Consider the following 22,005-nt stretch of genomic DNA (forward strand, 5'->3'; position numbering starts at 1 on the left):
GATAAAGGTTACATTAACAAAAGGCTAACGCCTGAGTTAAAAACTGAAAAAGATATAAATTTACTATTTTTAAAAAGAGGAAATAGTAAAGATAACTATCCAAAACAAATAAGACAATTAATATTTAAAGTTAGAAGGAGAATAGAAACTAGCTTTTCTCAATTAACAGAACAATTAAACCTAAATAAAGTAAAAAGTAAATCAATGCTTGGATTTATAACAAGAATATCAATAAAAGTATTAGGACATAATATTTCATTTCTAATAAATAAATTGATAGGAAATTATGATTCTATAGCTAAAATAAAAAGTCTAGTATTTGGTTAAATTTTACAAATACTAGACTTGTGGGATATTATTTTTTTGTTAAAATTAATTAACTTTATTTGGAAAATATTTTGAACTAGCACAATAGATTAATTATATAAACCTTATCTTCTTTAAGCATAGATTTATCTAAAAATCCAAGTATAGATTTAAATATATTATATGCAATATCTTTTATATACTTATCATTTTTTAGAATCTTTTACATATGAATTAGATATAAAATCTATTTCTATAAGTAGTGCCAGAATTTTATCTTTTCTTCTAAGATTTCTATTTCTAAAACTGTGTCCCTTTCTTATGTGTTGTGTATTGTTTAAAGAAAGTTATTCAGGATCTTTTCCTTCATGTCTAAAGTCTAGATACAATTTCATATGTGTTTATTTTATAATATAGTTTTATCAATAATCTAATGGAGTGTATTTTTAAGTAATACTAAAAGATTTGAAGAATTTAGTAGGATGTGTTGTTATTCTTATCGAATATATATTTTAGGACTATAAGGTATGGATGTGTTTTATGTTAGAGTATTTAACTAGAGATGATTTACTTGAGATAGTGGTTGATGTTGTTGGGTTATAGTAATGGATACTTTTAAGAAAGTGATTGTGTATAGTTTTTATAAATTATATTTTAACTATATAATCTATTATAGTATGTAGAAAAATAAATTTCATACAAATGTAATTTAGTTGTATATTTATGTATTAATAAATAAATGTTAAAATAGAGTTATAAGAAACATCATAATATTGAAATATAAAAAGAAGATATTTATACTTATACACTTTATATAAATCAGTATGAAAATAAACTAAACACATAGGAGACAAAAAATGAGTAAATTTTCAAATTTGCTTAGATTAATAACGTTATTAAAAAGCAATAAAAGAATAAAAAGAAAGGAAATAGCAGATGCATTAGGTGTAAGTGAAAGAATGGTAAGGAAATATATAAGTGATTTGCAAGAAGCAAATATAACCATAGAGTCAATACCAGGACCTAATGGAGGATATGAGTTAAAAGGACATAATTATTTATTGAATTTAAATACAGATAATGAAGAAGTTAAATCTTTAGAAAAAGCATTAGAGCAATTGAAACAACAAGAGTTTGAATATATAGATGATTTAGAGTCACTTACAAAGAAGGTAAAAAGTAATAATGAGTTAACTAACGATATAACATATGGAATTATAAGTGAATCTGAAGAAACTTATTTAGATAAAGAAGAAGATTATGAGTTAGAAATTCAATCGGCATGTTTAATGAGACATAAATTAAAAATGAGTTATCATTCAATCTCATCGGGAGATAGTATAAGAGTAATAAGACCATATGCAGTAATTACTAAAAATGATATGAAATATGTTATCGCATATTGCGAAAATAGAAAGACTATAAGAACATTTAAACTTATTAGAATTAATTGGATTGAAGTATTATCTGATAAATTTGATATAAATAGCTCTTTTGATATTAAAGAGTATATGAAAAATACCATTGGTATATTTAATAATGACGAAATTAAATTAAAATTATTATTAAAGAAGCCATTTTCATATTCTGTAAGTGAGCGTAAATATGTTGAAAATCAACATATTACATGGAATGATGATGAAACTATAATATTTGAAGCAACTATGAATGGTAAAGAAGATATTATTCGATGGATATTATCAATGGGAGAATGTGTTACTATATTAGAGCCCTTATATTTAAAAGAAGAATTAAAAAATATATTAAAAAATATGATAAATACCATATAAATAGCGACTATTAGTTGCTATTTTTTTATTTAAAATAAAAGAGGCTTGAATGGTTCATTAATATAATGTATTATAATAACAAATATGACGTAAATAGTTCAGTGATTAAGGAGGTTAATATGAATGCAGAGCAAATAGAATTAGTTTATGCAATGGAAAATTTCATTAGTAAAGAAAATACTATATCAGAAAAAATACATTTATCTAATAAAGCTATAGATTTATTGACAAATCAAATGGTAAATAAACATAAATATAACTTTCCAACAAATATAAGTGAATTAATAAACTTTATGAAAACAGAAACTATGGATACATATTTAGGAGATGATTTCCCAAGCGAGCCTTTTATAAATTATAACTTAGAAGTTAATGAGTATATTTTAGAAGAAACAAAAGAAAAAGATGAGAAAGAAAAAGTTCAAAAAATAATGAAGAAGCTATTAGATTGTTGTAGAGAGAAATACAGTGAGCAAAATGATAGTTATTGGGATTATGAGTATAGAGAAGCAAGGAAATTTATATCAAATACATACTTAATAGAAAATACTACACTAGATACAAATTTATATTCAATATTTTCAAATGAAACAATAAAAATGATTCAAGATATGTATATACCAAGAAATATTAGTGATGAAAAACTTATTATATGTCCAGTTTGTGGCAAACCTTTAAATTTTACAAATGAAAAAGGAAGCTGTACTGAAATTTGTAAATACTATAGAGTTAAAGATAAGTTAGATGATATAACAAAAATCATAAATCCTAAAAATAAATATGTTGAATTGAGCGAAGGGATTTATAAATATGTATTACTCCCTAATATAGGAGAAATTAAAATATATGAAAAGTTAGTTGCTAAATTTAAGGATTTAGAGGTAACTTTATATCCTAATATAGATGAATTTGATATAAGTATATCTAATGGAGATATATGTATAAACTTAGATGTAAAAGACCATACAAATCCAAGTAGCTTAGCTAAAAATTTAAAAGAAAATTCAAACTTATCTAAATTCAATAAAGATAAATATTGTTTTTTAGTAATACCAGATCATAGAGTTGAGATTTATAAAAAGAATAATAGTAAAAATTATATGAATGAATTAAATAAAACTTTTCAAAATGAAGAAATCGATATTTACTCGCTTCAAGAAAAAAATCTTATAAAAAAGATAGAAGAAATATTGGGGGTGAGTTAATGAATAGATACAAAATAAGATTATCTAAGCTCTTTAAAGATGATAATATCGATTTTAAGGTTAAAGATTTTATAGACATAGAGATTAGACTTTATACACTACTTAATTTATATAATGTTGTTCCGGCAAGTTTAGGTTGGAGTGTATATACTAAATATTTTGATGTTTATAAATCTGAAGCAGAAGATGAAAAAAGTAGAAAAAATATATTTAATCTAAGAAAAGATAACCCTTTATTTAGTACTTCTACAAAATGGAAAATGTCACTAAATAAATATTTAGAGATTGATAAAAAATATAGGATGTTTGATATAGATGATAATGATAATTTAATTAAAATTGTAGCTAAGTATGAAAGTGATAGAGAAAATATATATAACATGTATATTGAAGAATTAAATAAATCTAAGGGAAGTACAAAATGGTTTGCTGAAAATACTGTTGAATATAAAAGCAGAAATAAAAAAGATGATATTAATAAATATAAAATTTATAAACATGAAGTAGTTGATATAGGAGATAAATATCAAAAAAATATAGACTTATACAAAAATAAAAAATATATAAAGTTATATAATGATAATAATTGGTCAGAAACATTAGAAAAAATGGGTCCTAATTTTATAAAAAGACCTAGTATACATATGGATATATTAAATAAAGAAAATGAAATAGAATTAAAAGGACCAATTCATATTGTAGGAGCATTAGGTGCGGGAAAATCTACATATAAATTTGCTCAAATATATGAAGGTGTTAAAGAACATAAGCTAAAAATAGGAGTAATTGAAGATACAGTACCAAATGTAATAAATACTGTTAAGACTTTAAGGAGTTTAGGTATAAATGCCGTTCCTATAATAGGAACAACAAATGAAAAAAATCATCTTAAAAACTATTTAAGTAATAAAAAAGAACTTGAAGAATTAGAGGATGATATTATAGTAAAATGGTTATCAGGCAATTGTATATTAAAAGCATTAAACCAAGATAAAGAAGATGAGTCATCATTTCCTTGTAACAGATTATATGAAGATAAAAATAAAGTATTATGTCCATATTCCTTTAAATGTGGTCATATGGAAAAAATGCGATGTATTCCAGAGGCTGAAGTTATAGTAACTACTCCTCATAATTTAGTAAAGGGAAGTATACCGGCATTTATAGATAATTACAACCGAAGTATTTATGAAATATTCTATGATAATTTAGATATGATAATTGTAGATGAAGCTGATGGTGTACAAAGTATTTTAGATGATCAATTAATGCCAAGTATAAAAGTAAATTATGGAGAAGATAGTTTATTTAGAAAGTTTAATGAATTAAAAAATGATATATCAAAAGATAATAAATCACGAGATGAAATAAGTAAATTTAAATTTATTAGTAATGTTAATAAACTTGAAAGAATTTTATTTAATATTGAACGTATATTACCTAAACTAGAAAAAGTAAAAAAGCATACTATGAATAGAATGTGGACTCCTATAGAAGTTTTTAAGGATATAACTTTAGTATTAAGAAAAGAGCAAGATGATAACAATGAAAAATTCATAAAGTTTTTACAAGAGTATGTAGAGCTTACAGATGCATTTAAAATATCTGAAGATAAATTAGATCATAAAATAAATCAGCGCTTTAATTTTATTTCAGATATACATCAAGCTGATAAATTAAATGAAGAAAAACTTATACAAGAAGTCGAGTTAATGATTAATAAATACAAAATAAAAACTTCGAGTAGAATTAACTTAGAACTATTTATACAAAAAATTGCATTTTTAATTATGCTAGTTCAAATGGATTATATATTAAAAATCATTAGTAATGAATATCCATATATGAGCTATGAAGTATATGGAGAAATAAAAAGCGTAGATGGATTTAATAATGTAAATAAAAAATTGAAACATTTAGTAAAAGAACCATGTATAGGGACTATATATGGATACAAAGTATCCTATAATAATGGACTTAGAATTGATATGATTAGATACGATGGCGTAGGAAGAAGTTTATTAGAATCTTGGTCTAATATTAAAGAGGATATAGGTTTAGAAGGACCATGTGTTATATATTTATCTGGTACAAGTTATTCACCAGGCTCAGCTCATTATAACCTAAAGAAAAATCCAGATATCCTACTAAGAGGTAAAAGCGAAGGTAACATTAATATGAAGTTTTTACCTAAAGTAAATAATGATAAATTCATAAGAATCTCAGGAATATACAACAAGGATATAAGGACTGATAATTTAAAGAATCTTACAAAATCAATAATTCAAGATATAAAAATAGAATTAAATTTATGGAAATCATCTGGAAGAAAAGTACTATTAATAGTAAATAGTTATGATGACTGTAGATCAGTAGGTGAGGTATTAAGATTTGAAAATATTAACTATAAGTTAATACTTAATGAAAAACAAGATGATAGTATAACAAAAGACTATATAGAAACTTTAGCAAATACTAGTGTGGATGTATGTGTAGTTCCATTATCAATAATATCAAGAGGATACAATATTTTAGATGATAAAGGAAATTCATACTTTGGAAGTATGTTTTTTATGGTTAGACCATATATGGTACCTGGAGATTTTTCTTCATACATACAAATATTACATCATTATCTAAATGATATTTGTGAAGAACTAGAAAACAGAGATTTAATATATTCAGATAAGGTTGATAGGTTTAGAAAAAATTGTTATATGAGATTTAATGACATACTAGAAATGTCATACTGGAAACAATTAAACTCTAAAGAAAAAGAAATAATGAGTTGGTTTATGATTGTTCCAATAAAACAAGCGATTGGAAGAATGCAAAGAAATGGAAATGACTGTAATGTATTTTTCTGTGACTTAGCATTTTCACAATCTATAATTGAAAATAATAAAGTCGATATAAATAACAGCATATTATATGGATGGTTTGAAACCTTATCAGAATGTATAAATGATGAAGTAATTAGTAATTTATATGGACAGTTTTATAAAGGATTAGAGATTATGCTGGATGAAATTAATGAAGAAATTGAAGAATACATGGATGAGGAGTGGGAGTAATGGCACAAATACAGTTATATTCATTTAATATAAATGAAGAAAATATAGATGATGTATATCTGAAGGTATTTAAATTACCTTCAGAAGTTAAAGAAGTAATAAATGAACTTAAGGAAGATAATAGTAAAAGTGACAATATAGCAGGAAGTACAATATTTAAAATAGCTGCTGCATTATTTGATGAAGTTATTTATGCTAATAAAAGGATATATGATATAAATAAAGATGATGGTATATGGTTTTATTCAGTAGGGGAGTTTGAGTTAGAAACACTTAAAATTAAGGTAATCCAATGGTTAAGAGAAGAATATAAAAATAGAACTGGAAAAGAGCTTAATAAAAGATTTACAGAAAAATGGAAATTTGATGGGGAAATATCTTTAAAAGAAATAATAAATAGAGATAATGGCTGTAAATTTACTATTATTCCTAATTATTATGTATATAAATTATCTAAGAACATATTCAAGTTTGATTCTATACAAAGAAATTTAAAGTTTTATAGAACTATAGAAGATAACAATACAATTTTACTTAGTAAACCGATACAATTAGATAAGAAAGTATATACTCCATTTTCATATTATATAGTTTGCAATATGAAAAACCCTATAGACACAGATAATTATGTAATGAATTTTTACTTAAAGATAAGAGTCTGGACTGATTATAATTTATTATCTGAAAAAGGTATAAATTACTTAGATGGTAAAGAAGCAACCTCAATATTTATATATAAAGAAAGTAAATACTATAATAGTGAGGAGATATTATTTAATAGAGTTCAAATTAATAAAGATAATAACAGTATGTTTATAATAAAAGATACTAGTGACAACAATTATATAAAGCTATTAGATATTGACATAGCAGAAATATTAAGAAATGTAAGTAAATATTCTCAAGATAACGATGAATTAATTGCATTAATTATTAATAAGAATAAGCAGAATGCAAAGACTCAAAGTGGAGCAGGATTACCAGAAAGAAATGAAATGTTAGAAAATTTAGTACAAATGTTACCAGAACTAGATTTAAGAAAAAGAATTGAATCTATAAGTACAAGAGGTTCTTCGAAAACTGATAAATTAGGTGAAGAACTTAGAACATATTACAACTTAGAAGATGACATTAATACAAATACAATGATAAATAAAGAAGCATATATAATATATAAAAATATAGAGCAAATTATACTAAATGTATATACAAATAATAAAATATTATATGAAAAAGTAGAAAAACTATTTTCAATGTATTTAAGGTTAGAAAATAATTTTATACTTGATAGAATATCACCAGATGGATACAGTGTTGAAATTAACATGGTAAATAATGATTTTGTAAGAGAGTTTTCAGAATCAGAAGACAAGGAAAAAAGAAAATTAGAAATAAAGAATTTAATTGAAAATTACGATAAGAAAACTTTAAGTTTAGCTTTAATAGATATACCAGCGTATCATGATAAAAAAGAAACTAAAGATAGAGATCCTAAAAACTTGATAAGAACAGCATTTAAAGATAATAGAGTATTAACTCAATTTATCAACTATAATGAGGAAACTAAAATAAATACCATAATGAATGCAATAAAAGATTTAATATCGGCAGCTGGATTTGTAGAAGGTTCATTATATAAAAATATAGGTGTAGGAAAAAATGATATACTAGTTGGAATAGGCAAAGTATCAGGTGGGAACAATGAAAAAATTCTAGCAATGAGTAAAATTGACAAAGGAAAAATATATATAAATTTATATGGTATAAATAATTGGATGGAATTAAATGATTGTATTTTTTCTATAAATAAAAACTTTACAAATAAGATAACTATAAGTAAAAATGGAATTACTACAGCTAAAGGAATAGAACAATGGATATCTGAAAATATTTCTAAAATATTAGAAAATAACAGAAAAGTATACGCTTTTGTAGATACTAATATTAGAAGTGGACTATGGAGTAAAGTAAAGAATGAGAACTTCAATGAATTAATGTTAAGTAAACTAAGGTTACTAAATATAGACTTATTAAGAATGATAAGAATTAATGATACAGATGAAGTTCCAGAATATTTTATAGATGATGGTAAAAAAACTATAAATAAATCAAATGGTGTATTTAAAGGAAACAATAATACCTATTATCTAGTTGGAATGAGATCAGATACAGATCAAGCTGCAGTTAGCACTACTAAATGCTCTTGCCCTAATAAACCTTTAAAAAGACCAAGTATGTATGAAGTTAATATAATAGGTTGTAATGATGACAATGAAAAAGATAAAATAGCAATTATGACTCAAGAGCTAAGAAGAATGAATATTTCATATGATAAGCATACATCACTACCATTACCACTTTATACAATTAAGAGGTTAAGTGAATATATTATAGCAGAGAAAAAGTTTTAAAGGTAGAAATTAGATTTAGAAAATAATTAAAAAATTATACTATCATAAATTGATAAAGCTAAAAAATAAAATATAGTGAGATTTATCTATAAAAAAACAATTGATAATTATTATTAATTTTTTTATAGGAATAGTGGATAAACTTTTTACCATTTCATATGAAAATAACTTTATCTACCAATTCACAAAATATACATTTATAGCTATTCCTAGTAAAGAAATTTTTATACTATAATATACCAATACTTATAAAGATATTCTAATATACAAATTTAATACTATAAACTATCTTACCCACCTAAAAGTATTGAAGGATTAAAAAACTAATGATATAATAAAAAGGTTTTATATGCACTATAATTGGGTAATATAACTTATTATAAAAGTATAGGTAGATAAAGGAGACAAAATGAAAAAGATAGAATTATTAGCACCAGCAGGTGATTTAGAAAGATTAAAGATAGCCTTTACTTATGGAGCAGATGCTGTATATATAGGTGGAGAAATATTTGGTATGAGATCTGCTGCGAAAAACTTTACTATAGAAGAAATGAAAGAAGGAGTAGAGTTTGCACATAACTTAGGAAAACAAGTTTTTGTTACTATAAATATAATACCTAGAAGTGAAGAACTTGAACAACTTCCTCCATACCTTTTACAACTTCAAGAAATAGGTGTAGATGCTGTTATAGTAAGTGATGCTGGAGTATTTTCAATAGTTAAAAAGACAATACCTAATATGGAAGTACACATAAGTACACAAGCTAGTACAAGTAACTCTGTAGCAGCTAAGTTTTGGTATGAACAAGGTGCTCAAAGAGTAGTAACAGCAAGAGAGCTATCATTTGATGAAATAAGAGCTATAAGAGATAATGTACCAGAGGATATGGATATAGAAGCCTTCGTACACGGAGCTATGTGTATGTCTTATTCTGGAAAGTGTGTAATAAGTAACTATACTACAGGAAGAGATGCAAACAGAGGAGCATGTGCTCAACCATGTAGATGGAAGTATAACTTAGTTAAAGAAAATGAAAATGGTGAATATGAAGAAGTTATAAATGGTATAGATTCATCGTTTTTCTTTAACTCAAAAGACTTATGTATGATAGAGTATATTCCTCAATTAATAGAATGTGGAATAACAAGTTTTAAAATAGAAGGACGTATGAAAACAGCTTACTATGTTGCTACTACTGTTAGAGCTTATAGAATGGCTATAGATGCATATTATGAAGACCCAGAAAATTGGAAGTTTAATCCTGCGTGGTTAGAAGAGTTAAAAAAGGGTAGCCATAGAGATTATAGTACAGGATTCTATTTTGATAGACCAAGTGATAAAGCTCATAACTATGAAAGTGCATCATATATTAGAAACTATGACTTTGTTGGTATAGTTAGAGATTATGATGCAGAAAATGATTTATATATAGTAGAGCAAAGAAATAAAATGAATGTATTAGATAAGGTTGAAGTTATAGGACCATACAAAGAAACTATGTTTGCTACTATAGAGGAAATGTACAATGAAGATGGAGAACCTATAGAATCAGCTCCACATGCAAGACAAATAGTTAAACTTAAATTAGATATAAAAGTAGATAAAAACTATATGTTAAGAAAACCTATAGTAACTATAAATACAATATAACTATAAAAATAAAAAGATGGTAATTCATGACCATCTTTTTATGTATAAATAACATTTTTAAATGATTCGCCGACACGTCGCTCAAGCGAAGCGAATTTTATATAACAAATCCACCATTAGGGCTTATAACTTGTCCTGTTATAAAATCTGATTTATCACTAGCTAAAAATAGTGCACAATTTGCTATATCATCAACTGTTCCAATTCTCATTAAAGGTGTTTCTTCTCTTAAACCTTCTATAATTTCCTCATCTATATCATTTAACATATCTGTTTGTATAACTCCAGGAGCTATACAGTTAACTTGAATATTAGATGGTCCAAGTTCTTTGGCTAATGCTTTAGTCATTCCTATTATTGCAGCTTTTGAAGTAGAGTAGTGTACTTCATAAGAGCCTCCAACCATTCCCCATATAGATGATATATTTATTATTTTACCACTGCACTCAGGCAACATATATTGAAGTGCCTTTTGAGTTGTGTAAAAAATACCGTTTAAATTAGTACCCATCATTTCATTCCAATCATCATCTGTTATATCTGTAAAAAGTTTATTTTGACTAATTCCAGCATTATTTATTAATACATCTATTTTACCAAATTTTCCTATACAATGATTTATAAGTGAATTAGCTTCAAATCTATTAGATATATCTGCTTTAAATATATCTACAGAATATCCAGCTTCTTTTAAATCATTAAAAAGGTCTTCAGCCAATTCTTTTGATTTATTATAATTTATAACTACATTATAATTGTTTTTTGCAAATAATATAGCACAAGCACGTCCAATACCTCTAGACGAACCTGTTATAACTACTGTTTTTTTTGACATAATTGTATTCCTTTCAAAACTTTTAATTAAAATAGTATTTATTTATATATTATTATACTAAATATTTTAAATTAATAAATACTATTAACTTATAAACAATACATTCTAAATATAATTAAATAGTAAAAATTCGCTTCACTCATTTCGCCAACGATATATCCTTGCTACCGCTACGGATACATCCGTTGCTCAAAAACATCATTTTTTACGTTTATAAAGTTATTGATATTACTTATATTCATAGGTTATCAAAAAATATATTTATGATATAGTTTCCTTATACGTAAAAAACCTGATAGTAAAACTATCAGGTTATAAGTTATCTTATAATAGTGTACGCCATATAAGCTATATATAAAGCTACTAATATTATTCCTTGACTTTTAACAAGAGAATTTCTCTTTTTCATAAACATATATAGTAGTAATGTTATTAAAACCATAAATATTATATCTATAAAAGCTAACATACTCATTGATATAGGATTTATTACAGCTGCTAATCCTAAAACTAAAAGTATATTAAATAAGTTTGACCCTATAACATTACCTATAGCTATCTCAGTTTCACCTTTTTTTATAGCTACAATAGATGTTACGAATTCTGGTAGAGAAGTTCCAACAGCAACTATTGTAAGTCCTACTAAATTAGCACTCATACCAAGAGATGTAGCAATAGATGTTGCAGAATTTACAACCATATCTCCACCAAGTACAATACCTGCAATACCTACAAGAGATACTAATATAGTTTTAGGAAGAGATATTTCGCTACTAGTTTGTGTTTCTATAGCTATAGCTGTTTCACCAGTTTCTAAAGAATCATCTTCTGTAGCTTTTTTAGCAGATTTTATAGTATTAACTAAGAAATAAGTAAATAATCCTAAAAGAGCTAACCCTTCAATTCTTCCTAATTTTAAATTAATTCCAAATACTAATAAAAGTATACTAACTAATATTAAAAATGGAGTATCTTTCTTTATAGTTTCTTCTTGAACTGGAAGTTTAGCTATAATAGATGAAACTCCTAGAACAACAAGAACATTGAAAAAGTTTGATCCAACAACATTAGCAACACTCATATCATTTTGTCCTGCTAAAGATGATGTAACACTAACAGCAGCTTCTGGTGCACTTGTACCCATAGCCACTATAGTTAACCCGATAATCATAGAAGGTACATTAAACTTTTTTGCAATTGATGAAGCACCTTCAACAAATACATCTGCACCTTTTATAAGTAATGCAAATCCTATTATTAAAATTAAAAATGACAAGAATATTCCTCCCTAAATACATATTAAGTTTTTAAACTATAGCATAGTATATCATATATACATAGTTTTGAAAATTAGATATACTTTATTTTATTAATTCAGATACCTCATTCTTAGATAATACTCTCCATTTCCCATAAGGTATACCTTTTAATGTTAAATTCATGATTCTAACTCTTTGAAGTTTTTCAACGGAATATCCAAATACCTCACACATTCTACGTATTTGACGATTTAAACCTTGAGTTAAAACTATTTTAAATGTACGATTATTAACCTTTGTAACAAGACATTTGTTAGTAGTTACGTATTTATTAGTTACAGGATTAAATATACGAACACCATTAGACATTTTATTTATAAACTCTTGAGTTATATTTTTGTTAACCGTAACTTTATATTCTTTCTCATGTTTATTTTCTGCTCTAAGTATTTTATTTACTATGCTTCCATCATTAGTTAAAAGAATAAGACCTTCTGATGGCTTATCTAATCTTCCTATTGGGAAAATTCTTTCTGGATAATTAACATAGTCAATAATATTTCCTTTTACATGACGTTCTGTTGTACAAGTTATACCTACAGGTTTATTAAGTGCTATATAAACATTGTTATTTTTAGGCTTTATAAGCTTATTATTTACCTTAACCATAGCACCTTCTTCTACAGTTTGACCAACTTGTGCTTTTTTTCCATTTACAGTAACTCTACCTTGTTCAATAAGCTTGTCAGCTTCTCTTCTTGAACAAAGTCCAGTTGAACTTATATAGTTATTTAATCTCATTAAAGGACCTCCTAAAACTTTAGTATAACTTATTTATTATATTATAGTTAATTTATCTAAGCAATAATAAAAACTAAGTTAATTAAATATATGTAGTATTAGTTGTATACAAAATAAGCTAGCTATATAAATATATATTTTGACATCATTAGTGTAATAAATTATTTAAATATTGGAAAATTTTACTGTAAAATGATAAAATATCAAATACAATAATTATATCTAATTAATATGGTTAATATACTAGAAGGTAAATAAAGTAGGGGCTAATATAAATGAATTTAAAAATATATGTTTTAAATTAAAAAATGTTAGGTAATTATAAAATGAAGGGATGTGTTTAATATGACATTTAAAAATTTAAAGGAGTTAAATACTACAGAATCTAGAAGTTGTGCTTTAGTATTTAATTTTAATAATAAAGAATTAATTAAAATAAAGAGTGTATTTAGATTAAGTGGAATAAGTGATATTATTATACTAAAAAATGATAATTTAAATACTACTATAAAAGATATATTAGATGATAACTTATTAGAAGATAGCGAAGAAAAAATAAATAGTAGAGCTATTATATTTAATAACATAGAAAGTAGAAAGATTAGTGCTGTATCTGATAATTTAAAAAGATTAAAAGTGCAAAGACCTTTATTAGCCACAGTAACAGAAACATCAATTAATTGGGACTTAAAAAATCTTTTATATAACTTACAAGAAGAAGCTATTAGTTTAAATAGCTCAAAAGTATCTATACATAAAAATTCATAAGTAAATACACAATTACCTAAATTTTATACATATAATTAATTATGTATAAAAGGAGGTCGTTGAGTATGAAAGTTGAATTGACAACTATTGAACTCAAGGCACTTGAGTTAAAAGATATAAATAATTTTAATGATAAAAAATGTGCAAGTATAATGAGTATAAGCGTTAAAGAATATAACGATATATTAAATAAAGCAAGAGAAAAAGTAACTAAGGCACTTATAGATAAAGATGAAATTAATATTATAGATATTAGTGTAAATGAACAACCTAAATGTACTACTCTATGCAAATTTAGATGTGCTGTATGTGGTCAAATATATGAGATAGATTATACTAAGGAAGATATAAAGTGTCCATTATGTTTATCTAGTAAAATTATGACAAATGAAGAAGCTGGTTTCTTAAAATAATTAAAATCCCTTATAATTTAGATTATAAGGGGTTTTTAACTTATAACTTAGATACACATTTATAGCAGAAAGACCTTTAGGTGCCTCTACTATATCAAATGATACTTCTTCACCTTCGTGTAAATCCTTATCATGTCCATTTTCTTTTACGTTTGAATAGTGTACAAAAACATCATTTCCATCATTTGCAGATATAAATCCATATCCTCTATCATTATCAAACCATTTTACAACACCCATATAATTTGCCATATATAAATATCTCCTTTTTAAATTTTGATATAATATATTATTTACTGATATATTTCATTTTATTAAAAAAATTTGGGGAATTGGTATAAAAGTAGGGTATAAAGATGGTATACTAAGTTGGGCGAGGTGATTTTAGTGAGCTATAAAAATATAAGTAGCAATGAATTAAAAAAGTTAATACAAAATAATGAAAATATATTATTAATAGATGTAAGAAGTGAAGAAGAATTTGAAGAAGTTAATATAGAAACATCAATAAATATACAGTTACAAGATTTACTATATAATATAGATGAATTACAAGATCATAATGATAAAGATATAGTAATTTATTGCAGAAGTGGACATAGAAGTATTACAGCATGCAATTTATTGGCTATGGAAGGATTTAATAAGTTGTACAACTTAGAACGTGGAATAATAGACTATTTAAAATAAGAGAGCTTTAATTAAGCTCTCTTATTTTTATTCACATACTATTATATCAACTTTTGATAAATCAAAATCATAAAAATCTTGAACTAATTCAAAAATAACATTTTCTATATAATATATATCTTTTTTCGAAAACTCATATTTAAAATCCATTTCAAAAACATTAATATTATTTATTATAAGTCCAATTGTATTATAGTCTTTTTTTACTTCTATTTTTAAGTAATCTGTTTTTACACACTTTAAAGTTTCTAATAACTTTTTTAACATAGAATCAATAATAACATTTTTATAAGCTATATCAAAGTTGGTATTACAATCTCTACAGTACGTATATGTAGAATTTGTACTAGATGTTAGATATTTAAAATTGTCGCTATTACAATAGTTGCATGTCATATAAATAGATCCCCCAACACATAATGAAATTTTATAAATATAAAGTATTTTACCTTTTATACTTATAAGACATTATACCATTTTTGATATATATATGTTTACTTGTAAATTATAGAAAAACCTATTATACATTAATATATATAATAGGTTTAAAGTTTAAAAAGTTCTTATAAATGCTAATATAATAAGAAGTACACCAGATAGCCAAGATAAGTTTACATTTATTATATTAGCAAAATGTCTTCCTAATTGACTTCCTAATCTTAAACAAACTATACCAACTAAAAAGCAAAGTATTATAACCTGTGCATAGTTTACATATCCCAATCCGCTACCAAATCCAACTGCTAAACTATCTAAGGAAAGAGCAATTGCTAAATAAAAAGCTTCTTTAGCGCTAAGTAATTTAGAATTATCATAATCAGCCTTTATTTCATTTGCATAAATTTGAAGAACAAATTTAAAGTCAAAAACTTTAAAAGTAAGAGGTTTATCTTTATTGGAAAACTTCCTTATATACTTTTTACAAAATACTTCAAATACTCTATATATACCAAGTCCGAGTAAAAGAAAAAAGCTAAGATAAGTTGCAACATTAATAGGTATAAAATTATTTAATAAATCTCCTAAAAACAGAGCAATACCTAGAAATGAGGAACAAACTAAGTTTATTATAATTGAAGAGTAAAAAGGTATTTTTATTTTATCTGTACCATAAGCAATACTCGCTACAAAAGTATCTAAGCATAAAGAAAAAACCAATAACAACGATTGTAACATGAAGTCACCCCCCTATATTGTAGTGCTAGTATTATATTATTCTGGAAAATAAATTTGTGTACATAAAGATATAAAAAGAATATTGACTTTTATTAATACATAAATATATAGAAAGAATATTGATTTTTACTAATACATAAATATATATGAAGTATAAGCCGATAAAGATTTTGATAATACAAGGGAGGATATTATGAAACAAATAATCGTAGAAAAAAATATACCTGTAAATAATAATGAACTGGCAGATAAAAATAGGAAGCTATTAGATGAGAAACAAATATTTACTATAAATTTATTAGGATCTCCTGGTTCTGGAAAGACATGTTTACTTGAAAAATTAATAGAAAATATTAAAACAAATTATAATATGGCAGTTATTCAAGGTGATTTATATACTGCAAAAGATGCAATGAGAATAGAAAAGCATAATATAGATGTAATCCAACTTAATACAGGTGGACTGTGTTACTTAGATGCTGGTATGATTTCAACTTCTCTTGATAACTTAGATATAAATAAGTTAGACTTTTTAGCTATAGAAAACATAGGAAATCTAGCATTTCCAGAAGAATATGATTTAAGTGAAGATATGAAAATAGTAGTTATGAGCACAACTGAAGGAAATGATAAGCCTTTTAAATATCCATTAATGTTTAAAAGCGCATCTGTAGTTATATTAAACAAATTAGATATTATAGACCATACTAATTTTGACATAAATGAATTCTATAGAGATATACGTATGTTAAATAAAAATATTAAAGTATTTGAAGTATCTTGTAAAGATAATAGAGGAATAGAAGAATTAAGTGACTTTTTAAAAAGTAAAATAAGAGAGAAAAAAATAATGAACTCATAATAAAAAGCCTTGTAAACTACAAGGCTTTTTATTATATGTAAATACTGAAAAATGCAAAGTTAATTACCAATATTTTCAAAGTAGTAGAAATCTATTAATGGATTATTTTACAATTAGTTTTTTACTTTAAATTATTAATGATTTTTAATAAAATTTAGTATATAATATAAAAAACAAAATGTAAAAATATGCAATTATTTTTATAAAATTGTAAAAGGAGGATATTATATGGAAAATAGTATAGTAAATCAAAAAACAAAATCCTCTAATATAGAAGCTTTTATATTTTTAGGAATTTTACTTTTTGGATTTTCTTATGTGGCAAATATTATGGGCGCTGGTATAATGTTTAAAGTTATAATGAATACTGCTCATGACTTACTTTTAAATACGGTATTTTTAATAATGGCAATGGCAGTACTTGCAGGTTCGCTTAGTGCATTACTTTCAGAATTTGGAGTCATATCACTTTTAAACAAAGTATTTGCTATTTTTATGAAGCCATTATATGGATTACCAGGTGCAAGTATTGCTGGTGCAATAACTACTTACTTATCTGATAATCCAGCAATAATTTCATTTAGTAAAGATAAGTCTTTTACTAAATACTTTAAGAAATATCAAATTCCTGCCTTATGTAATATAGGTACATCTTTTGGTATGGGACTTATCGTAACAACATTTATGATATCTCAAGGTGAAGAATATGTATTACCTGCTTTAATAGGAAATGTAGGAGCTATAATAGGTAGTATAGTAAGTGTTAGAATAATGCTACATTTCACTAAAAAGTTTTATAAAGATGATAAATGTGATGATAAATCTGATTTAAAATCAAGTACAGCTAAAGAAGCTAGAGTAATAAGGGATGGTAGTGTATTCCAAAGAGCATTAGATGCTATACTTGAAGGTGGTAAAAGTGGAGTTGAACTTGGACTTGCTATAATACCTGGAGTATTAGTTGTATGTACATTGGTTATGCTTTTAACATTTGGACCAAGTACTGATCCAACTACAGGAGCAGATATTTATACAGGAGCTGCATATGAAGGAATTGGATTACTTCCTATACTTGGAGAAAAACTTAGCTTTATACTAGAACCATTGTTTGGATTTAAATCAGCTGAAGCTATAGCATTTCCAATAACATCTTTAGGTGCAGTAGGAGCTGCAATGAGTTTAGTTCCTCAGTTTATAACAGATGGTATAATAACACCTAATGATATAGCAGTATTTACAGCTATGGGAATGTGTTGGAGTGGATATTTAAGCACTCATGTAGGTATGATGGATGCATTAAATGCAAGAGAACTTACAAGTAAAGCTATATTATCTCATACTATAGGTGGTATTTGTGCAGGTGTGTCTGCGCACTTTATATTTATGATTATTTCATAAACTATATAAATGGACTTAAGTTATAAACTTAAGTCCATTTTATTTTTTACGCTTAATGATATTATAATACTTTAAAAATTGTGTATAACTTCTTAATGTAAGTAATATCAATAAATTAGTTTTGAGCGTAAAAAAGATTTTGAGCAACGGACGAAGTCGTTGGCGACATGAGCGTAGCGAATTTTTTATTATTTTTTTCTAGGTTTAATAGGTTTTGATGTATTTTGGCTTACAGAACCTGTTTTAGCTGGTCTTAATCTTGGTTCTATATTTAATTCTTCTCCTATTTCTAAACTTGACTTAGCTACATTTTTAGCTAATTTAGGTTCTTTTCTTCCTTTATTTTTTGCATTTTGCTTTGACATAATATCCTCCTATGTTGAAGTTAATTTACATTAATAATTTAACCAAAACAAGTGCTAGATATTCCTTATAAACTAAAGCGTGTATTTTATATTAAAACTATCTTTATAATAAAAATTATTACTATTATAAATAAATTAACTAGATTTACCATAAAATAAAATTAAATATATAATTGACAAATTAATAAAGGAGGTATATAGTTTATATAAAGTTATTATCACTCTTCTTAATAGAGTGCTAATAATTCGAAAATACTTTTATTATTTGAAATTTTTAGCATAATAAATAATAGTCTTTATATATATAAATCAATGGAGGTATATTTTATGGATATAGAAAAAATGACGGTTAGAGTTCAAAAATCATTAAATGATGCTTATAGCATAGCTGTAAAAAATCATAATCAACAGTTAGATGTTATTCATCTATTTAGTGCACTTGTAAATCAAGAAGATGGGCTTATTCCTAATATATTTGATAAAATGAATGTATCGGTAGATGCTTTAAAAAGTAGTATAGATTTAGAATTAAAAAAATTACCTCAAATACATGGTGAGGGAATAAGTTCTCAAGGAGTAACAGCTACAAGAAGAATAAATGAAGTTTTAATAAAAGCAGAAGAAATATCAAAAGAGTTTAAAGATAGTTATATAAGTGTAGAGCATGTTATGCTTGCCATTATGGATATGGAATCTAATAATGCAGTAGGAAGAATCTTAAAACAATATAATATAAATAAAAACGACTTCTTAAAAGTATTATCTCAAGTAAGAGGTAGTCAAAGGGTTGAAACGCAAGACCCAGAAGGTACTTATGAAGCATTAGCTAGATATGGAACTAATTTAGTTGAACTTGCTAAAAAGAATAAGCTAGACCCTGTTATCGGTAGAGATGAAGAAATAAGAAGAGTTATAAGAATATTATCAAGAAGAACTAAAAATAATCCAGTACTTATAGGAGAGCCTGGAGTTGGTAAAACTGCTATAGTTGAAGGATTAGCAGAAAGAATAGTTCGTGGAGATGTTCCAGAAGGTTTAAAGGATAAAATAATATATGCGCTAGATATGGGTTCTTTAATTGCTGGAGCTAAATATAGAGGAGAATTTGAAGAAAGATTAAAAGCAGTACTTAAAGAAGTACAATCATCTGATGGAAAGATAATACTATTTATAGATGAAATACACACAATAGTAGGTGCTGGTAAAACTGATGGTGCTATGGATGCAGGTAACCTTATAAAACCAATGCTTGCACGTGGAGAGTTAAACTGTATAGGAGCTACAACTTTTGATGAGTATAGACAATATATAGAAAAAGATAAAGCATTAGAAAGACGTTTCCAACCAGTTATAGCAGAAGAACCTACTGTAGCTGATACTATATCTATATTAAGAGGTCTTAAAGAAAGATTTGAAATACATCACGGAGTAAGAATACATGATAATGCAATAGTTGCAGCTGCTAAATTATCAGATAGATATATACAAGATAGATTCTTACCAGATAAAGCAATTGACTTAATAGATGAAGCAGGTGCAATGATTAGAAGTGAAATAGATTCTCTTCCTACAGAATTAGATACAGTAAGAAGAAAACTATTTACACTAGAAACAGAAAGAGAAGCTTTATTAAAAGAAAATGATGAAAAAAGTAAAAATAGACTAGAAAAATTAGCAAAAGAAATATCAGAACTTAAATCTAAAAATGATGAGATGAGTGCTAAGTATGAAAAAGAGAAAAAACAAATACTTGAAATAAAGAATTTAAAATCTCAACTTGATGAAGCTAAAGGAAATGTAGAAAAATTTGAAAGAGAATATGATTTAAATAAAGCTGCTGAAATAAAATACGGTGTAATACCAAAGCTAGAGGAACAAATAAAAGAACATGAATTAAAAATACAAGAAAGTTACGATAATGCATTATTAAAAGAAGAAGTAACAGAAAATGAAATATCTCAAATTGTTGCTAAATGGACAGGAATACCTGTTACTAAATTAGTTGAAGGAGAAAGAGAAAAACTTCTTAAACTAGAAGATGAGCTTCACAAAAGGGTAATAGGTCAAGATGAAGCTGTAACAGCAGTATCAAATGCAGTAATACGTGCTCGTGCAGGTCTTAAAGACGAAAATAAACCAATCGGTTCATTTATATTCCTAGGACCTACTGGAGTTGGTAAAACAGAACTTGCTAAAACTTTAGCTAATAACCTATTTGACAGTGAAGATAATATAATAAGGATAGATATGTCAGAATACATGGAAAAACATGCTGTATCTAGACTTATAGGACCACCTCCAGGATATGTAGGATATGAAGAGGGAGGACAATTAACAGAAGCTGTAAGAAGACATCCATACTCTGTAATTTTATTTGATGAAATAGAAAAAGCACATGAAGATGTATTTAATATATTCTTACAAATACTAGATGATGGTAGACTTACAGATAATAAAGGTAAGACTGTAGACTTTAAAAATACTCTTATAATAATGACATCAAATATAGGAAGTCATTATTTACTAGAAGCTGGAGAAAATATAACTGAATCAACTAAGGATTTAGTTATGAGTGAAATGAAACATAGATTCAAACCAGAGTTTTTAAATAGGGTTGATGATATAATAATGTTTAGACCTTTAGATATAGAAGGAATTAAACAAATAATAGATATATTTGTAAATGCTCTTAGAAACAGACTAAAAGATAAAAATATAGGTATAGAAGTAACTGATTCAGCTAAAGAAGTTATGGCTAAAGAAGGTTATGACCCAGTATACGGTGCTAGACCATTAAAGAGATATATAAGTAATACACTTGAAACTATAATTGCTAAAAAGATGATAGCAGGTGAAATTTATAGTGGATGTAATATTATTATTGATGGAGAAGATGATAATATTAAAGTAGAAGTTAAATAGTAATAAAAAGCATCTCAATAGATTCAATAATCTAGAGATGCTTTTTTTTATAATTTAGTAATAGAGTTAAGTTTTTAAA

At 25.5% G+C, this 22,005-nt stretch carries 18 protein-coding genes and 1 pseudogene; 12 read left to right on the forward strand and 7 right to left on the reverse strand.

Features of this window, described 5'->3' with window-relative positions; translation table 11 throughout:
* The 6 genes and pseudogenes from BN7997_RS15775 to BN7997_RS08480 form a co-directional block, all read left to right on the forward strand.
* A pseudogene (locus BN7997_RS15775) lies at positions 1 to 327 on the forward strand (IS982 family transposase); the annotation flags it as partial.
* An 836-nt stretch (positions 328 to 1,163) separates the two neighbouring features.
* Positions 1,164 to 2,096 (forward strand): helix-turn-helix transcriptional regulator, encoded by a 933-nt coding sequence (locus BN7997_RS08460; protein ID WP_071120372.1) that lies wholly within the window; start codon positions 1,164 to 1,166, stop codon positions 2,094 to 2,096.
* A gap of 119 nt (positions 2,097 to 2,215) precedes the next feature.
* A complete protein-coding gene (locus tag BN7997_RS08465; RefSeq protein WP_071120373.1) occupies positions 2,216 to 3,301 on the forward strand; it encodes a restriction endonuclease-related protein in 1,086 nt (361 codons plus the stop codon).
* Complete coding sequence (locus BN7997_RS08470) at positions 3,301 to 6,375, forward strand: pPIWI_RE_Z domain-containing protein (RefSeq protein ID WP_071120374.1); 3,075 nt, start codon at positions 3,301 to 3,303, stop codon at positions 6,373 to 6,375. Before BN7997_RS08465 ends, BN7997_RS08470 begins: the two co-directional genes overlap by 1 nt.
* The gene (locus BN7997_RS08475) at positions 6,375 to 8,786 is read left to right on the forward strand and encodes a pPIWI_RE module domain-containing protein (protein ID WP_071120375.1); all 2,412 of its coding nucleotides are present in this window, start codon (positions 6,375 to 6,377) and stop codon (positions 8,784 to 8,786) included. The genes BN7997_RS08470 and BN7997_RS08475 overlap by 1 nt, the downstream gene beginning before the upstream one ends.
* A 409-nt stretch (positions 8,787 to 9,195) precedes the next feature.
* Positions 9,196 to 10,437, forward strand: a complete 1,242-nt coding sequence (locus BN7997_RS08480) for a peptidase U32 family protein (protein ID WP_071120376.1) — start codon at positions 9,196 to 9,198, stop codon at positions 10,435 to 10,437.
* 97 nt (positions 10,438 to 10,534) lie between these two features.
* On the opposite strand, the gene ymfI is transcribed toward BN7997_RS08480, so the two are convergent.
* From ymfI to rluF, 3 genes are all read right to left on the reverse strand, one after another.
* On the reverse strand, positions 10,535 to 11,272 hold the full coding sequence (ymfI, locus tag BN7997_RS08485) for an elongation factor P 5-aminopentanone reductase (protein ID WP_071120377.1): 738 nt from the start codon (positions 11,270 to 11,272) through the stop codon (positions 10,535 to 10,537).
* A 319-nt stretch (positions 11,273 to 11,591) separates the two neighbouring features.
* The gene (locus BN7997_RS08490; protein ID WP_071120378.1) at positions 11,592 to 12,548 is read right to left on the reverse strand and encodes a calcium/sodium antiporter; all 957 of its coding nucleotides are present in this window, start codon (positions 12,546 to 12,548) and stop codon (positions 11,592 to 11,594) included.
* 85 nt (positions 12,549 to 12,633) lie between these two features.
* Positions 12,634 to 13,332 (reverse strand): 23S rRNA pseudouridine(2604) synthase RluF, encoded by a 699-nt coding sequence (rluF, locus tag BN7997_RS08495; RefSeq protein WP_071120379.1) that lies wholly within the window; start codon positions 13,330 to 13,332, stop codon positions 12,634 to 12,636.
* A 345-nt stretch (positions 13,333 to 13,677) separates the two neighbouring features.
* On the opposite strand from rluF, the gene BN7997_RS08500 reads away from it, so the two are divergent.
* Positions 13,678 to 14,100, forward strand: coding sequence for a DUF3783 domain-containing protein (locus tag BN7997_RS08500; RefSeq protein ID WP_071120380.1), 423 nt, complete (start codon positions 13,678 to 13,680; stop codon positions 14,098 to 14,100).
* Positions 14,101 to 14,165: 65 nt separating this feature from the next.
* Positions 14,166 to 14,513 (forward strand): DUF134 domain-containing protein, encoded by a 348-nt coding sequence (locus BN7997_RS08505; protein WP_071120381.1) that lies wholly within the window; start codon positions 14,166 to 14,168, stop codon positions 14,511 to 14,513.
* Here BN7997_RS08505 and BN7997_RS08510 read toward each other — a convergent pair whose 3' ends face one another.
* Positions 14,514 to 14,765: a cold-shock protein gene (locus BN7997_RS08510; RefSeq protein WP_071120382.1), complete on the reverse strand. Its 252-nt coding sequence runs from the start codon at positions 14,763 to 14,765 to the stop codon at positions 14,514 to 14,516.
* A 135-nt stretch (positions 14,766 to 14,900) separates the two neighbouring features.
* On the opposite strand from BN7997_RS08510, the gene BN7997_RS08515 reads away from it, so the two are divergent.
* Complete coding sequence (locus tag BN7997_RS08515) at positions 14,901 to 15,203, forward strand: rhodanese-like domain-containing protein (protein ID WP_071120383.1); 303 nt, start codon at positions 14,901 to 14,903, stop codon at positions 15,201 to 15,203.
* Positions 15,204 to 15,230: 27 nt separating this feature from the next.
* Here BN7997_RS08515 and BN7997_RS08520 read toward each other — a convergent pair whose 3' ends face one another.
* Together BN7997_RS08520 and ytaF are read right to left on the reverse strand one after the other, a co-directional pair.
* Positions 15,231 to 15,599, reverse strand: coding sequence for a hypothetical protein (locus tag BN7997_RS08520; protein WP_071120384.1), 369 nt, complete (start codon positions 15,597 to 15,599; stop codon positions 15,231 to 15,233).
* Positions 15,600 to 15,755: 156 nt separating this feature from the next.
* Positions 15,756 to 16,379: a sporulation membrane protein YtaF gene (ytaF, locus tag BN7997_RS08525; protein WP_071120385.1), complete on the reverse strand. Its 624-nt coding sequence runs from the start codon at positions 16,377 to 16,379 to the stop codon at positions 15,756 to 15,758.
* Between the two features lie 193 nt (positions 16,380 to 16,572).
* Between ytaF and hypB the strand changes: the two genes are divergently transcribed.
* Together hypB and BN7997_RS08535 are read left to right on the forward strand one after the other, a co-directional pair.
* Positions 16,573 to 17,241, forward strand: a complete 669-nt coding sequence (gene hypB, locus BN7997_RS08530; protein ID WP_071120386.1) for a hydrogenase nickel incorporation protein HypB — start codon at positions 16,573 to 16,575, stop codon at positions 17,239 to 17,241.
* A gap of 228 nt (positions 17,242 to 17,469) precedes the next feature.
* Entirely contained in the window at positions 17,470 to 18,639 is a 1,170-nt protein-coding gene (locus BN7997_RS08535) for a CD0519/CD1768 family membrane protein (protein ID WP_071120387.1), read from the forward strand.
* 188 nt (positions 18,640 to 18,827) lie between these two features.
* Here the strand turns inward: BN7997_RS08535 and BN7997_RS15580 are convergent, their stop codons facing one another.
* Positions 18,828 to 19,004: a hypothetical protein gene (locus tag BN7997_RS15580; RefSeq protein ID WP_154665242.1), complete on the reverse strand. Its 177-nt coding sequence runs from the start codon at positions 19,002 to 19,004 to the stop codon at positions 18,828 to 18,830.
* A 327-nt stretch (positions 19,005 to 19,331) separates the two neighbouring features.
* Between BN7997_RS15580 and clpB the strand changes: the two genes are divergently transcribed.
* Positions 19,332 to 21,926 carry an ATP-dependent chaperone ClpB gene (gene clpB, locus BN7997_RS08540; protein WP_071120388.1) on the forward strand — a complete coding sequence of 865 codons (2,595 nt, stop codon included), beginning with the start codon at positions 19,332 to 19,334 and terminating at the stop codon, positions 21,924 to 21,926.
* The last annotated feature ends 79 nt before the right edge of the window (positions 21,927 to 22,005 follow it).

It is taken from the genome of Romboutsia timonensis (assembly GCF_900106845.1).
GTDB classification, from domain to species: domain Bacteria; phylum Bacillota; class Clostridia; order Peptostreptococcales; family Peptostreptococcaceae; genus Romboutsia; species Romboutsia timonensis.